Genomic DNA, 13,192 nt, shown 5'->3' with positions numbered 1-13,192 from the left:
AAACGCCGCCCTCTTCCCGAGGGCGGCGTTTCCTGCGCATGCTGCGATTACCGGCAGGGCGAATGATGATTGCTTACCCTGCGGCCATTTCCTTGTTGGCATTCATTTTTTTTACGATGAGTGCTTCGCAATAATCGATGATGTCGCTGCGGCGTACGATGCCGATAAACCGGTTCATGTCGTCGACCACCGGCACGAAATTCTGTACCTTCGCCAGCGAGAGGAGATCCTCCATGTTGGCGTCGATCTGCACGGCTTTATTGGACAGGCGCATCTGCACGTCGGAGAGCTTCACTTTATGGGTTTGCTCGAAGTTCAGCTGCGGATTGTTCTTCATATGCCAGAGCAGATCGCCTTCGGTCAACGTCCCGGCGTAGCCTCCGGCGTGATCCAGGATCGGCACGGCCGTATAGCGGTGATGCTCCATCTTCTCCAGCGTCTGCCGGAGCGTCGCATCCATCGTCAACCAGACCACTTCTTGCTTCGGTAATAAGAAAAATGCGATATTCATGCGTGTGTGCCCACCTTCCTTCTTTTTTCCACGTGCAGAAAGAGCATTGGGCAATTCCGATTGCCGTTATTTCTTCGCGGTTCCTTTCGCCGGGTTCGCCGACAACGACTGCACCGGTTTCTGGATCTTGTGCTGGTACTCCTCCGGAAGCGGCAGCTGCGTTTTCGTTTTGGCCGGATTCAGCCAGGCCGCGATCAGAGCTTTGGTCTTCGTCACGTCTTGTTCGTCCGCAAAATAATACCAAGCGCCGCGCGGGACCTTGCGATGACCGCTTCCCTTCAACGTATGGCTGTAAATCGTGCGATCGCTGCCCTGCAGCATGCTCTTCGCAAGGTCGATCATATGTTCCGGCGTTAAGTCCGTGCTGAAGTTGTCGCCCATAATGTCCATCATTTGCGGAATTTTCGTCCACTGCCCGACGCTTGACGCTTTGTTCATGATCGCGTTCAGAAACACCTGGTGGCGTCCTGCGCGGCTTGTATCGCCGCCGGCATCCTCCCGGTAACGAACGTAATTCAGAGCCTCCGTGCCGTTGTAGACGTCCTTGCCGGCCTTGACGACGAACTTCTCGTGATCGGGGTCGTCGTTGACAAGATCCTTGGTAATGGGAAGCGAAATTCCGCCCATGGCGTCTATGACATCCCGAAAGCCCTTGAAGTTTATTGTAGCATAATGGTTTACCGGAGCGCCAAACAACTTCTCGACCGTTTCGACCGACATTTTGGCTCCGCCGAACGCAAACGCATGGGTAATTTTATCTTCCCATGGCCGGCCCGACTTCGTCGTCTTGCCCACGATATCGACATACGTATCGCGAGGAATGGAGAGCATCAGGATCGCGCCGTCGATCGGTCTGACGACCGTGTAGATCATCGTGTCGGAGCGGCCGATCTCCTTGCCCCGCTGATCGACGCCCAGCAGCAGCAAGGAGAATGGATGCTCCTTCTTGTACGACGTCGTCGTCGTCGTTGTCACGGGAGGCTTGCGGCCCTCCAGCGGCTTGTAGGAGTTTTCCAGCTTTTTCTCCACGCTGTCCTTCAGGAACGTATCGAATCCCCACATCGCCAGCGCTCCGCGGTTGTAATAGCCCAGCGCTCCGCCTGCGACGACGAGGATCAGCAAGGCGGCCAGCCATTTATAACGTCGAGTTCTTTTGGAATTCGCCATGATGATAATTAGCTCCTGTCTTTCCCGAACTATTTAAACGCGCCTTCATCATTTTAAACGATCCGTTTTGAGCGATGGTTACAATTCGTTAACGAAGGATATTGACAGAACTGGAAATCCTTATCGGGACAAATTGCCTCTTCCCTGCATAGTTCGGCCGCGCCGCGAATAAATACCTAACAAAAGGAAGGAGTGGCTGCCTGATGCAAGCGCCGCATTTTGCGCCGGACCGCTCGTCGACCGGCATGGATCCCAAGATCGTCGGGCTGCTCTGCTATTTGGGCGCTTTCGTGACGGGCTTGCTGTTCCTCGCGTTGGAGAAACGGAGCACGTTCGTGAAATTCCACGCGATGCAGTCCATACTGTTGTCGGTGGCTTGGTTCATTATCAATATTGTGCTCGGCTTCATCCCGTTTATCGGCTGGATTCTTGGCGTATTGCTAACTCCGCTGACATTTGTTCTATGGATTGCCTTAATGCTCCTCGCCCTGCAGGGCCGATGGTTCAAGCTGCCGATCGTCGGCGACATGGCCGAGCAGCAAGCCTCCAAGTTCTGATCGTTGCCGCAACGCAAAAAAGGCAGCCGGATTCGGCTGCCTTTTTGTCCGTCCGTTCCTATTCCGTTGTGTAAGGCAACAGCGCAACTTGACGCGAACGCTTGATTGCGATCGTCAGCAGGCGTTGGTACTTCGCGCTTGTTCCCGTTACCCGACGTGGCAGGATTTTGCCGCGTTCGCTGATAAATTTACGAAGCAGGTCCGTATCTTTATAGTCAATGTGCGTAATTTTGTTAGCGGTGAAGAAACATACTTTACGACGTTTGTTACGGCCTTTGCGACCGCCGAACTTGCGTTCTGGACGCTCGTCGCCACCATCTCTTTGCTTAAAGCTCATGTTCATCCGTCCTTTCGTTTAGAATGGCAAATCATCTTCCGATATATCGATCGGGCGCCCGTCATCCGAGAATGGATCACGGCCGTTGTTGTTCCGAGGTGTGCCTCCTGAACGTCCGCCGCCGCCTTGACCGCCGCTTCCGCCTTGGTTGCCTCCGCCACCGCCGTAGCCGCCTTGACCGCCACCGCCGTAGTTTCCGCCACCGCCGCCTTCTTCACGCGGGCCATTGCTCTCGCGGTTCGCGGATTCCAAGAAACGCACGTTATCGGCAATGACTTCCGTCACGTAGACGCGCTTGCCTTCGTTGTTCTCGTAATTCCGAACCTGCATGCGGCCTTCGACCGCCGCTAAACGGCCTTTGCGCAAATAGTTGGCACAGGTCTCGGCCAGCTGACGCCACGTGACGATCGGAATGAAATCCGCTTCACGTTCGCGCTCGCCGCCTTGTCCGCCGCCGCTTGAGAACGGTCGATCCACTGCAAGCGTAAATTGCGTTACCGCAACGCCTGCAGGCGTATAGCGCATTTCAGGATCCCTTGTTAGTCTGCCGATGAGAATAACGCGGTTCAACATCGTTTATCGCCTCCAATCAAAACATCGCTTGCGTCGTCCGATGAGACTAGGCTACATCTTTCGTGATCAAGAAACGGATAACTTCATCCGTAATTTTCATGACGCGGTCAAGTTCATTCACAACTTCTGGCGTTGCGTTGAAATGAACCAGCACGTAGATACCGTCACGAATCTTGTTGATCTCATACGCAAGACGGCGCTTGCCGATCACGTCATGCTTTGTGACCTCTCCGCCGTTTCCGATGATTGCTTGGAACTTTTCGGTCAGGGCTTGAACCGATTCTTGTTCCACTTCCGGACGAATGATGTACATCACTTCGTATTTGCGCATTTGTTTCACCTCCTCTTGGACTATGCGGCCCCCTTAAGGGAGCAAGGAGCGAGCTAGAGTACTTTCTCGCATACCTGAATACTATATCAAATTTGGTGCCCGCTTGACAAGTAAGGATTTAATGCTCGACCTCCCTCATTCTTCCGTTCATGCGGGTCGCGCTCGGAGCGCAAACTAGAAGCCGGGGTTCCCCTCCCCGGAAGGACTCATGACGGAGGTGCAGCAGCAATGGGCGAATGGACGGAATTTCGGCCGGGCGATCACGCGCCGAACGACGGCACGTACATCGAGATCGGCGAGGCCTCGTTTCACATGGGCGTAAACGATCCAAAGAAGGTGCATTTGAAGAAAGGCGAGCAGTTCCCTTCGACGTCGAACAAGGACCGCAAGTGGAAACGAATGCATTAAATTTTTCATCCGGGCCATTGCATAATTCGTTTGGCTTCGGCGCATCATAATTCATGACGGTGAACAAGTGAGAGGTGTGGTTCCATTGAACGTCAATGTGCTTGATCCTCAAGGAGATTCTGTCCACTCAGCATAGAAGCGGAGGGTTGTGCCAAAGACACTTGTCTGTAACACACGCGCACCGATTCGATCGGTGAACCAAGGTTTCGACGAAAGCTTTGTGACGACTGTTTTCTACAAAACTAAGCACCGTCGGGAAAAGGGCTCGCAAGAGCCCTTTTTTCCTGTGCTGCGATGATTGCAGCCTCTCGCGGGGGCACGGCATATGGCTGGCACATTCCCCACAGCGCATAGCTCAGCGCATGGCATCGCACATGGCGCATGGCCTCGCATTAATCGATCGGGCACTCTCCGCGCCACCTAGCTTCTCCTTCGTCTGCATCAACGCATCGCTTCGTTCGTCTAAGACGGCACTGACGGCATTGATCCTTATCCACTTGTCGCAATGCTGGCACTGACTCAGTTACTAGCCGTTACGGCATGCTCATGGCCCCGCACGCCAACTCAGCGCAACCGCACGACGATCGCCTGCCTTGCCATCTGCCTACTCGTTACCAGCACGAAAATAATGAAGCAAAAAAGCGATCCGTTAGGATCGCTTCGCGTTTAAGGGTTATGGCGGAGAGGGTGGGATTCGAACCCACGCACGCTGTGACACGCCTAGCTGATTTCGAGTCAGCCCCCTTGGGCCTCTTGGGTACCTCTCCATGTGTTTGTCAGTCAGCAAGGAATATCTTATCATGCGGCTCGTCCGATTGCAAGCCTTTTTATTCCGGCGCCGACAAATTGTTTTCCCCTTCGTTTTGCTGCGAATCCGCGGCGGATCGAAGCACTTTTTTTAAGTTTTTTTCGAACTTTGCCCGCGGGATGAGCACGCTGTGCTTGCAGCCCACGCATTTGATGCGAATGTCCATCCCCATGCGGATAATCTCCATCTCGTTCGTCCCGCACGGATGCTGTTTCTTCATTTGTACGATGTCCCCAAGCTCGAACTGTTTTCTCTCCATCCCGATCCGCTCCTCCTCTTTTTAAGGCTCTCCCTGCATCGGCGTCCTCATCGAGTTCTTATGGCTCCAATGCTTTTATTCTTCACATCGCGATCGCTTCGTAACGGTCCTCCACCTGTTTGAAAATCCCCCTGATTTCCACCTTTTCCTGAACGATGACCTCCTGAACGGCTAGCAAATCTTCTTCCGGAAATTGAATAGAAAGCGCGCAGCCGGCCGTAATCTGCTTTGGCGTCGGGTACATATCTATTTCGATCTCCGCGTATTCTAATAGCATTTCCGCCCGCAGCGCCTGCTGGGTGGAGTCGAACGCGATCAGCATGGCTCCTCGCCTCCTGACTGATTTGATTGAACATTTCTCCTTGCGGGCAAGTATAAAATGGTTGTCCCATCCATATACTAGTAACCAAGCGCAAGGCCGGCGGCTCTATCAATTTAGCAGCTAGAACCGCTGACAATCCGCGAATTTTCATAGCGTTTTTGCGGGAGGGGAATCTATGAGACTGCCAGGGATGAAAGAAACGCCGCTCAAGGTACCGTACACGGAGCCTAACATCACCGGACTTCTTATTAATCGTATGACCTATTTATTGGACAATGTGTCCCCTGATCGCAGAATTGTCGTCGTTTGCGTCGGCACCGACCGCTCTACGGGCGATTCGCTCGGCCCTCTCGTCGGCACCTCCCTCAGCAAATACAGGAGTCCGTTCTTCGACTTATACGGCACGTTGGAAGAACCGGTTCACGCCATGAATTTGGATGAGACGCTGATCGACATCAACAAGCATGTGCGCAAGCCGTTCGTGATCGGGATCGATGCCTGTCTAGGCCAAGCGGCGAGCGTCGGCTGCATTCAAGTCGGTACGGGACCGGTCAGACCCGGCGCTGGCGTGAACAAGGACCTGCCTCCCGTCGGCGATATTCATATCACCGGCATCGTGAACGTCGGCGGATTCATGGAATATTTCGTCTTGCAAAACACGCGTCTGCACCTGGTGATCCGCATGGCCGACATCATTGCGCACAGCTTATTCTCGTCCATTATGAAATGCACGCGTCCTGCTACTTATCCTGCAGCAACGCAAGATTGATCGCTTCGATTTCTTCGGGGGTCAACGTGTAGGCCGACTGCCCTTCTTTGACCGGCTTTGCGTAGACGAACGTATTGTCTCGGCCATGGATCCCGCTCATCACCATGCCGTCTTTATCGTCATTAATGAATGCAACGGAAAAGCTGAGATCGCTGCCTCGTTCCGCAAAAGCATTGTAGCGATGAATGCCGATATTGCCTTTCTTCTTCTTCATGGTTTCGCTCAATGAGACGACCGTTTTCTTCAAGCTGCGGTGCAGTTCTTCCTGCTCCTGCAGGCGCTCCTTCAACTCAATGATGATCGTTTCCAGCCCTTCGACTCCTGAACCGCTCATGAATTGCGTGTAGCTCTTCCTCAGCTTCTTCAATTTGCTGCCCAGCACGAAATTCCGGATCAGCAGCAGCAATACGATAATAATAAGTCCGGCAAGCATTCCGGCCATTGCCCAATCGAACGGCCTCTCAATCCATTGATCCATGATGCGATTCTCTCCCCATTCGGTGCTCTTTAGCTGTAATGTCGGCCAATTTCGTTCACTGCCCCAACGAAGGCGTCCACCTCTTCAGAAGTCGTAAAGCACCCCACGCTTGCACGTATCGCTCCCGTCTCCAACGTCCCTGCAGTTCCATGGGCCAGCGGCGTACAATGAAATCCTGTTCGTACGGCCATGTTGTAGTGCTGGTCCAATATAAACCCGATCTCCGACGGGTCCGCTCCTTCCATGACGAACGACACGATGCCTGTTCTCGGTCTCCCCAACCCCGGCCCCAAAAGTCGCACGCCTTTCACGGCAAGAAGCCCCTCCATCATCAGCTGCGTCAACGTCCATTCTTTAGTATGGATGTTTTGAACGGTCTCATGCAGGACATGCTCTACCCCTGCCCGCAGACCGCTGATGCCGGCGGTATTTTGCGTTCCCGCTTCATAGCGGTCCGGACGCACGGAAGGCTGTTCGATGGACTCCGATTGGCTGCCCGTACCGCCATGCAGGAGCGGCTCCAGGTCCACTTCGGGGTGAACATATAGCCCGCCGGTCCCTTGCGGCCCCAGCAGCCCTTTATGGCCCGGAAATGCGAGCATATCAACCCCCATGCCCTCCACGTCGATTTGCAGGAGCCCCGCCGTTTGCGCCGCATCCACGAGCAGCTTAACTCCTCTTCGTCTGGTTACTTCTCCAATATCCGCGATTGGCAAAATGGAGCCGAGCAGATTCGAACTATGATTCACGACCACCAGTTTCGTATTCGAACGAATTGCCAGCTGCACCTGTTTTGCGTCCAACTGTCCCCTGTCATCCGTTTCTACATAGGTCACGTCGATCATGCCTAATCGCTTCAAATACTCCAGCGGCCTGCGTACGGAGTTATGCTCCACCGCGGTAGCTATAACATGATCGCCAGGTTTAAGAGTCCCTTTGATCGCCGTATTGAGCGCCATCGTCGTATTCAGCCCGAACGAGATGTCGTTCGGATTTTTGACAACGAAGAGCTTCGCAAGCGATCTGCGAGCCTCAAACAATATCCGGCTCGCCCGAACCGCCATCGCATGAGATCCTCTGCCAGGATTGGCACTGTCCCGCTCCATCGCTTCTTTCACCGCATCGACGACGAGAGATGGTTTGGGCCATGATGTCGCGGCGTGATCCAAGTAAATGAATGGTTTGTCCACCGGCTGCTCTGCCATCACTCCGCCTCCCTCCGCTTAATCTTAACAATAGCATACTTGATTGGCGGCCCTGCTTCAAATCCCGCCAATCAAGTATGCTATTAATGGAAGCTTCCGTATTAGGATAATTGTTGAAGCAGTTCGAGCAAGCGCTCTAGGTCTTGTTTGTTATAATACATCAGTTCGATACGGCCTTTATCCTTCTGTTGTTTAATCTTGACGGTTGTTTTGAATTGTTCGCGCAGCGTTTCCTCGATCTGATCGATATAGGGATCCTTCTTCTTATTAGAAGCCGTTTCCTTCACCTTTTCCGGGTTTGGCTGATCCAAGTTCTTAATGGCTTCCTCCAACTGTCTGACGCTCCATTCATTTGCAATCGACAGTTCGGCCAGTTCCTTCTTCCGAGAATCCTCTTTCACGCCCACGATGGCCCTTGCATGACCCATGGACAATGTTCCACGTGAAACATTTTCCTTGATCTGTTCCGGGAGCGAAAGCAACCTCAGAAAATTGGCAATGTGCGATCTGGATTTGCCGACCTTCAATGAAAGCTCTTCTTGCGTCAGATTAAACTTGTCCATTAATGCTTGATACGCAATCGAAAGCTCAATCGCGTTCAAATCCTCGCGCTGTAAGTTTTCGATAAGCGCGATCTCCATCACTTGCATATCCGAGAAGTTGCGCACGACTGCAGGGATGGTAGGATTGCCACACAATTGCGAAGCGCGGAAGCGCCGCTCGCCCGCTATGATTTCATATCCTTTAAGGACCGTCCGGACGATAATCGGTTGAATCACGCCATGCTGTTTAATGGACTCCGCCAGTTCTTTGATGGCATCATCATCAAACGTTTTACGCGGTTGATAGGGATTCGGTCTTAGCTGCGTCAGCGAAACCTCAACCACTTTGTCGTCTTCGTTTACGGAAAGCGATGGAATAAGCGCATCAAGTCCTCTACCTAGCCGCTTGCTCATACATAATCACTTCCTTCGCGAGTTCAAGGTACACCTCTGCTCCTTTAGACCGTGGATCATACGTAATGATCGATTGGCCGTGCGAAGGCGCTTCGCTCAAGCGAACATTACGCGGGATGATGGTCTGATACACCTTTTGCTGAAAATACTTCTTCACTTCTTCGATAACTTGTATGCCAAGGTTCGTCCGCGCATCGAACATCGTGAGCAGCACGCCTTCGATTTGAAGGGAAGTGTTCAAATGTTTCTGTACCAAACGAACTGTATTCAAGAGCTGGCTTAAGCCTTCCAGCGCGTAATATTCGCATTGAATTGGAATAATGACGGAATCCGATGCCGTCAACGAATTGATGGTCAGAATGCCAAGCGAAGGCGGACAATCGATGAGGATATAATCGTACTGATTTTTCACAAGCGCAAGCGATTTTTTCAATCGTTGCTCACGCGAGATCGTAGGTACTAACTCGATCTCCGCACCGGCCAGCTGAATAGTCGCAGGAAGGATGTTCAAGCCTTCGATATTCGTCTGGCAGGTGGCCTCATTCGGATGCACATCATTAATAAGCACATCATAAATACAATGCGCTACATCCGCTTTATTGATTCCGATACCGCTCGTCGTATTTCCCTGAGGGTCAATATCGACTAGCAGCACCTTCTTGCCCAGCGAAGCCAGGCACGCACCCAGATTGACGGACGTGGTCGTTTTTCCGACACCGCCCTTCTGGTTCGTTATTGCAATCGTTTTAGACAAACCGTTCACCTCTATGCTGATAACTTATTGGAGCCGACAAACCCCTATCTATCTCTGCAGCTATGATTGCGTCTAGCAAATACCAATAGACAAAATGACGATGCCGTCCCATAACTGGACGGCTGTCAGCATAGCTATTAGCGTTTCGGAATCTTGATTACAATCTCGTAATGATCCTCGAAATCCTGTTCATCGGTTTTGATCTGAAGTCCAGAACCCGAAACCATGTCAATCGATTGTCGAATGGTATTCAAGGCCAGCCGAACATCCTTCGTAAACGAGACCCGTTTCGCTTTTTTAGCCGCGGTCTGCACCGTTTCTTTATAGAAAGCGACCCTTGCTTCGGTCTGTTTTACGTTCAATTCTTTCGTCAAAATATCGTCCAGCACTTTTAGTTGCAGCTCTTCGGAATCAAGCGATAACAGCGCCCTGGCATGCCGTTCCGTAATTTTCCGCTCCATCAGGGCGTTTTTAACGATTTCTCCGAGTCCCAACAGCCGAATCTTGTTTGCGATGGTGGATTGGCTCTTTCCAAGCCGCTGCGCCAAGCTCTCTTGCGTTAGATTGTGCAGATCAATCAGCTTTTGGTATGCGACCGCTTCTTCAATCGATGTAAGTCCTTCTCGCTGCAAGTTTTCGATCAAAGCTATGGAGGCTGCTTGCGAATCGTTGAATTCTCGAATAATGGCAGGAATCGTATCGAGACCAAGTTTCTTTACTGCACGGAATCGGCGCTCGCCCGCAATAATTTCGTACCGTCCATTGCGTGCCCGAACAACGATTGGCTGAATGACGCCATGTGTTCGAATGGTCTGGCTGAGCTCGTCGATTCGATCATCGTCGAATACCGTTCGCGGCTGATAAGGACTCGTGTCTACCTCAACGATCGGAAGATGTTTCACTTCATCAAGGTTCGTGCTCTTCTGATCGCTCAAACCGAATAAACGAGAGAATTGTTCTTTCATAGCGTCAACATACCACCCGATTTCAAAATGCCGAGTTTGTCGTTTCTATAACATTCGTCGGCTGCAAGTTGATTTCCTGCTTGACAACGCGATATCTCGAACAAAAATCAATGCTGTTATTGTTCCACGTGAAACATTTCGCCGCAAGTGCTTAACTTCTATAGAATTGGTTGTTTTAGCGGCAACCCGGCTTTTCTTGGATACTTTGCCGGAGTTGCGGCAAGTTTGTCAATGACGATGATATGGCGATCCGATTGCTCAAACGGCAGCTTCAGATGGTGGATATTCGAAAGCTTCCCTTTTAACTCGGATAAACTGCGTTTGGCCTCTTGCGTTTCCTCGGCAGGATCCGCGCCTTTCATGGCCGCGAACACGCCGCCCTTCCTTGCAAAAGGAAGACAGAGCTCGTTCAATCCGCTTAGACGAGCAACCGCCCTTGCCGTTACAAGGTCATAGGCATCTCGGTGAGCAGGTAATCGTCCGATATCCTCTGCCCTGCCGTGGACGCAAGTTACGTCCGAAAGACTAAGCGAAGTGACGACATGCTGAAGAAACTGAATCCGTTTATTCAGCGAGTCTACGATGGTCACTTTGAGATGCGGAAAACAAATTTTCAGCGGCAAGCTTGGAAATCCCGCGCCAGACCCAATGTCGGCCATAGCTGCGATCTCATCCATATTCATAAAGAAAGAAAGGGTGACGGAGTCATAGAAATGCTTCTCGTAGACGGCTTCCCTTTCCGTGATTCCCGTCAAATTCATTTTCTCGTTCCATTCGACGAGCAATTCATAATAGGTCTGGAACTGCTGCAGCTGGAGCGGCGTCAACGCCACCCCGTGCTGCCCAAGCAAATCCGCGAACCATGTTTCGGTCGAATTCATGGATTACCCCCGTGCTGCGACAACCTTATTGTAATGTTCCAAATACACGAGCAGGATAGAAATATCGGCAGGCGTAACGCCGCCGATGCGCGATGCTTGCCCAATCGAAAGCGGACGAATGTCGGACAAATTCTGCTTTGCTTCCTTGGACAAATTCGTGACGACCGCATAATCGATATCATCCGGAATGCGCTTTTTCTCCATTTTAGCCATGCGTTCGACTTGCAGCTGCTGTTTCTCGATGTAGCCGGCGTACTTGATCTGGATCTCCACTTGCTCCTTCATATCTTCCGTCAATGATTCGGATGAAGGCGACAAACGTTCCACATGCTCATAAGTGACCTCAGGCCGGCGCAGCAAGGAAAGCGCGTCGGTGACCTGTTGGAGCGGCGCAGTTCCGATCTCGTCCAGCAGCGCATGGACATTTTCTTCCGGACGAACCTTCACGCTTTTGAGCCGTTCGATTTCCTGTTCGACCATTGCCTTCTTCAGCGTGAACTTGTTGTATCGCGCTTCGGAGATCAATCCGATGTCATATCCCGTCGGCGTCAGACGTAAATCCGCATTGTCGTGACGAAGCAGCAGACGATACTCTGCACGCGAAGTAAGCAGGCGGTACGGTTCCGTTGTGCCTTTCGTGACGAGATCATCGATTAGCACGCCGATATAGCCCTGCGAGCGCTCGATGATGACCGGCGGCTTGCCCTGGACTTTCCGCGCGGCGTTAATCCCCGCCATGATGCCTTGACCGGCCGCTTCCTCATAACCGGAGGTGCCGTTGATTTGACCGGCCGTGAATAGGCCCGGTACGACTTTCGTTTCGAGTGATGGCCACAGCTGCGTCGGAACTACGGCATCGTATTCGATCGCATAGCCCGTACGCATCATTTCGACCTTCTCTAATCCTGGAATAGAACGAAGAATGCTCAATTGCACATCCTCCGGCATGCTCGTGGACAATCCTTGCACGTAATACTCCGACGTATTCTTGCCTTCCGGCTCCAAGAAGATTTGATGCTTCGGCTTATCCGCGAAGCGGACGATTTTATCTTCAATGGATGGGCAATATTTCGGCCCCGTTCCTTCAATCGCTCCGGAGAACATCGGGGCGCGGTGCAGATTGTCGCTGATAATCCGGTGCGTCTCTTCCGACGTATATGTCAGCCAACACGGCAGCTGCTCGTTATCCGAGTATTCCGTTTCGTACGAGAAAAATTTCGGCTTCTCGTCCCCGGGTTGAATCTCCGTCTTGGAAAAGTCGATCGTATCCCCATGCACCCGCGGCGGCGTGCCGGTTTTGAAGCGAACGAGCTGCAGCCCCAGATTACGCAAGCTCTCCGACAATTTGATGGACGGCTGCTGGTTGTTCGGACCGCTCTCATACATCAGTTCGCCCATAATCACCTTGCCGCGCAGATACGTGCCCGTTGTCACAACCACCGCTTTCGCCCGATATTCCGCGCCGGTCTTGGTCACGATGCCCACGCATTCGCCGTCCTCGATGATCAGATCCTCAGCCATCCCCTGGCGAAGCGTCAGATGCTCCGTTTCCTCGATCGTCTGCTTCATGAAGTGCTGATATAGAAACTTATCGGCTTGCGCGCGCAGCGCGTGAACAGCCGGACCTTTTCCCGTATTCAACATCCGCATTTGGATGAACGTCTTATCGATATTGCGTCCCATCTCGCCGCCGAGCGCGTCGATCTCCCTGACCACATGGCCTTTAGCCGGTCCGCCGATCGACGGATTGCATGGCATGAACGCTACCATATCCAGATTGATCGTCAGCAGCAGCGTCTCCGCTCCCATTCGCGCGGATGCAAGCGCCGCTTCGCACCCGGCATGTCCCGCACCTATAACTATGACATCGAAATTACCCGCATGATAACCCATTTCCTATCCCTCCTTGCC

Annotated in this window: 17 protein-coding genes and 1 tRNA gene; 3 read left to right on the top strand and 15 right to left on the bottom strand. The window is 52.3% G+C overall.

Going from position 1 to position 13,192, the window contains the following annotated elements:
* Positions 1-73 precede the first annotated feature (73 nt).
* A complete protein-coding gene (locus GT019_RS14400; RefSeq protein ID WP_161743883.1) occupies positions 74-511 on the bottom strand; it encodes a CBS domain-containing protein in 438 nt (145 codons plus the stop codon).
* A gap of 66 nt (positions 512-577) precedes the next feature.
* Positions 578-1,678, bottom strand: a complete 1,101-nt coding sequence (locus GT019_RS14395; RefSeq protein WP_161743882.1) for an LCP family protein — start codon at positions 1,676-1,678, stop codon at positions 578-580.
* Positions 1,679-1,881: 203 nt separating this feature from the next.
* Between GT019_RS14395 and GT019_RS14390 the strand changes: the two genes are divergently transcribed.
* Complete coding sequence (locus tag GT019_RS14390; RefSeq protein WP_161743881.1) at positions 1,882-2,235, top strand: DUF4870 domain-containing protein; 354 nt, start codon at positions 1,882-1,884, stop codon at positions 2,233-2,235.
* Positions 2,236-2,293: 58 nt separating this feature from the next.
* Here GT019_RS14390 and rpsR read toward each other — a convergent pair whose 3' ends face one another.
* From rpsR to rpsF, 3 genes are read right to left on the bottom strand one after another with little or no spacing between them, the layout of a single operon-like run.
* Complete coding sequence (gene rpsR / locus GT019_RS14385; protein ID WP_090649321.1) at positions 2,294-2,572, bottom strand: 30S ribosomal protein S18; 279 nt, start codon at positions 2,570-2,572, stop codon at positions 2,294-2,296.
* A gap of 18 nt (positions 2,573-2,590) precedes the next feature.
* Positions 2,591-3,145 (bottom strand): single-stranded DNA-binding protein, encoded by a 555-nt coding sequence (ssb, locus tag GT019_RS14380; RefSeq protein WP_161743880.1) that lies wholly within the window; start codon positions 3,143-3,145, stop codon positions 2,591-2,593.
* 46 nt (positions 3,146-3,191) lie between these two features.
* Positions 3,192-3,476, bottom strand: coding sequence for a 30S ribosomal protein S6 (rpsF, locus tag GT019_RS14375; protein WP_161743879.1), 285 nt, complete (start codon positions 3,474-3,476; stop codon positions 3,192-3,194).
* Between the two features lie 228 nt (positions 3,477-3,704).
* On the opposite strand from rpsF, the gene GT019_RS14370 reads away from it, so the two are divergent.
* Positions 3,705-3,884, top strand: a complete 180-nt coding sequence (locus GT019_RS14370) for a YjzC family protein (protein WP_161743878.1) — start codon at positions 3,705-3,707, stop codon at positions 3,882-3,884.
* Positions 3,885-4,560: 676 nt separating this feature from the next.
* Here GT019_RS14370 and GT019_RS14365 read toward each other — a convergent pair.
* The 3 genes from GT019_RS14365 to GT019_RS14355 all read right to left on the bottom strand — a co-directional run bounded on the left by GT019_RS14365 (position 4,561) and on the right by GT019_RS14355 (position 5,273).
* Positions 4,561-4,651, bottom strand: a tRNA-Ser gene (locus tag GT019_RS14365).
* 60 nt (positions 4,652-4,711) lie between these two features.
* Positions 4,712-4,951, bottom strand: coding sequence for a DUF951 domain-containing protein (locus GT019_RS14360; RefSeq protein ID WP_161743877.1), 240 nt, complete (start codon positions 4,949-4,951; stop codon positions 4,712-4,714).
* Between the two features lie 82 nt (positions 4,952-5,033).
* Positions 5,034-5,273, bottom strand: coding sequence for a DUF3343 domain-containing protein (locus GT019_RS14355; protein ID WP_161743876.1), 240 nt, complete (start codon positions 5,271-5,273; stop codon positions 5,034-5,036).
* A gap of 175 nt (positions 5,274-5,448) precedes the next feature.
* On the opposite strand from GT019_RS14355, the gene yyaC reads away from it, so the two are divergent.
* A complete protein-coding gene (gene yyaC / locus GT019_RS14350; RefSeq protein WP_161743875.1) occupies positions 5,449-6,042 on the top strand; it encodes a spore protease YyaC in 594 nt (197 codons plus the stop codon).
* Here the strand turns inward: yyaC and GT019_RS14345 are convergent.
* The 7 genes from GT019_RS14345 to mnmG form a co-directional block, all read right to left on the bottom strand.
* Entirely contained in the window at positions 6,014-6,520 is a 507-nt protein-coding gene (locus GT019_RS14345; protein ID WP_235948085.1) for a DUF4446 family protein, read from the bottom strand. The genes yyaC and GT019_RS14345 overlap by 29 nt on opposite strands.
* A gap of 29 nt (positions 6,521-6,549) precedes the next feature.
* Entirely contained in the window at positions 6,550-7,725 is a 1,176-nt protein-coding gene (locus GT019_RS14340; RefSeq protein ID WP_201755385.1) for an aminotransferase class V-fold PLP-dependent enzyme, read from the bottom strand.
* A gap of 101 nt (positions 7,726-7,826) precedes the next feature.
* The gene (locus GT019_RS14335; protein WP_161743874.1) at positions 7,827-8,681 is read right to left on the bottom strand and encodes a ParB/RepB/Spo0J family partition protein; all 855 of its coding nucleotides are present in this window, start codon (positions 8,679-8,681) and stop codon (positions 7,827-7,829) included.
* Positions 8,662-9,435 (bottom strand): ParA family protein, encoded by a 774-nt coding sequence (locus tag GT019_RS14330; protein ID WP_161743873.1) that lies wholly within the window; start codon positions 9,433-9,435, stop codon positions 8,662-8,664. The genes GT019_RS14335 and GT019_RS14330 overlap by 20 nt, the downstream gene beginning before the upstream one ends.
* A gap of 137 nt (positions 9,436-9,572) precedes the next feature.
* The gene (gene noc, locus GT019_RS14325) at positions 9,573-10,400 is read right to left on the bottom strand and encodes a nucleoid occlusion protein (protein ID WP_161743872.1); all 828 of its coding nucleotides are present in this window, start codon (positions 10,398-10,400) and stop codon (positions 9,573-9,575) included.
* 158 nt (positions 10,401-10,558) lie between these two features.
* Positions 10,559-11,281, bottom strand: a complete 723-nt coding sequence (rsmG, locus tag GT019_RS14320) for a 16S rRNA (guanine(527)-N(7))-methyltransferase RsmG (RefSeq protein ID WP_161743871.1) — start codon at positions 11,279-11,281, stop codon at positions 10,559-10,561.
* Positions 11,282-11,284: 3 nt separating this feature from the next.
* Complete coding sequence (mnmG, locus tag GT019_RS14315; protein ID WP_161743870.1) at positions 11,285-13,174, bottom strand: tRNA uridine-5-carboxymethylaminomethyl(34) synthesis enzyme MnmG; 1,890 nt, start codon at positions 13,172-13,174, stop codon at positions 11,285-11,287.
* Positions 13,175-13,192: the final 18 nt, after the last annotated feature.

The organism is Paenibacillus glycinis, from assembly GCF_009909185.1.
Classification (GTDB): Bacteria; Bacillota; Bacilli; order Paenibacillales; family Paenibacillaceae; genus Paenibacillus_Z; species Paenibacillus_Z glycinis.
Note: the sequence above shows the minus strand (reverse complement) of the source record. Positions and strands in the feature narration are given on the sequence as shown.

What these genes read in the sequence shown, in the direction of transcription:
- GT019_RS14400 (WP_161743883.1), bottom strand. Translation starts at nt 511, where the DNA reads ATGAATATCGCATTTTTCTTATTACCGAAGCAAGAAGTGGTCTGGTTG.
- GT019_RS14395 (WP_161743882.1), bottom strand. Translation starts at nt 1,678, where the DNA reads ATGGCGAATTCCAAAAGAACTCGACGTTATAAATGGCTGGCCGCCTTG.
- GT019_RS14390 (WP_161743881.1), top strand. Translation starts at nt 1,882, where the DNA reads ATGCAAGCGCCGCATTTTGCGCCGGACCGCTCGTCGACCGGCATGGAT.
- rpsR (WP_090649321.1), bottom strand. Translation starts at nt 2,572, where the DNA reads ATGAGCTTTAAGCAAAGAGATGGTGGCGACGAGCGTCCAGAACGCAAG.
- ssb (WP_161743880.1), bottom strand. Translation starts at nt 3,145, where the DNA reads ATGTTGAACCGCGTTATTCTCATCGGCAGACTAACAAGGGATCCTGAA.
- rpsF (WP_161743879.1), bottom strand. Translation starts at nt 3,476, where the DNA reads ATGCGCAAATACGAAGTGATGTACATCATTCGTCCGGAAGTGGAACAA.
- GT019_RS14370 (WP_161743878.1), top strand. Translation starts at nt 3,705, where the DNA reads ATGGGCGAATGGACGGAATTTCGGCCGGGCGATCACGCGCCGAACGAC.
- GT019_RS14360 (WP_161743877.1), bottom strand. Translation starts at nt 4,951, where the DNA reads ATGGAGAGAAAACAGTTCGAGCTTGGGGACATCGTACAAATGAAGAAA.
- GT019_RS14355 (WP_161743876.1), bottom strand. Translation starts at nt 5,273, where the DNA reads ATGCTGATCGCGTTCGACTCCACCCAGCAGGCGCTGCGGGCGGAAATG.
- yyaC (WP_161743875.1), top strand. Translation starts at nt 5,449, where the DNA reads ATGAGACTGCCAGGGATGAAAGAAACGCCGCTCAAGGTACCGTACACG.
- GT019_RS14345 (WP_235948085.1), bottom strand. Translation starts at nt 6,520, where the DNA reads ATGGATCAATGGATTGAGAGGCCGTTCGATTGGGCAATGGCCGGAATG.
- GT019_RS14340 (WP_201755385.1), bottom strand. Translation starts at nt 7,725, where the DNA reads ATGGCAGAGCAGCCGGTGGACAAACCATTCATTTACTTGGATCACGCC.
- GT019_RS14335 (WP_161743874.1), bottom strand. Translation starts at nt 8,681, where the DNA reads ATGAGCAAGCGGCTAGGTAGAGGACTTGATGCGCTTATTCCATCGCTT.
- noc (WP_161743872.1), bottom strand. Translation starts at nt 10,400, where the DNA reads ATGAAAGAACAATTCTCTCGTTTATTCGGTTTGAGCGATCAGAAGAGC.
- rsmG (WP_161743871.1), bottom strand. Translation starts at nt 11,281, where the DNA reads ATGAATTCGACCGAAACATGGTTCGCGGATTTGCTTGGGCAGCACGGG.
- mnmG (WP_161743870.1), bottom strand. Translation starts at nt 13,174, where the DNA reads ATGGGTTATCATGCGGGTAATTTCGATGTCATAGTTATAGGTGCGGGA.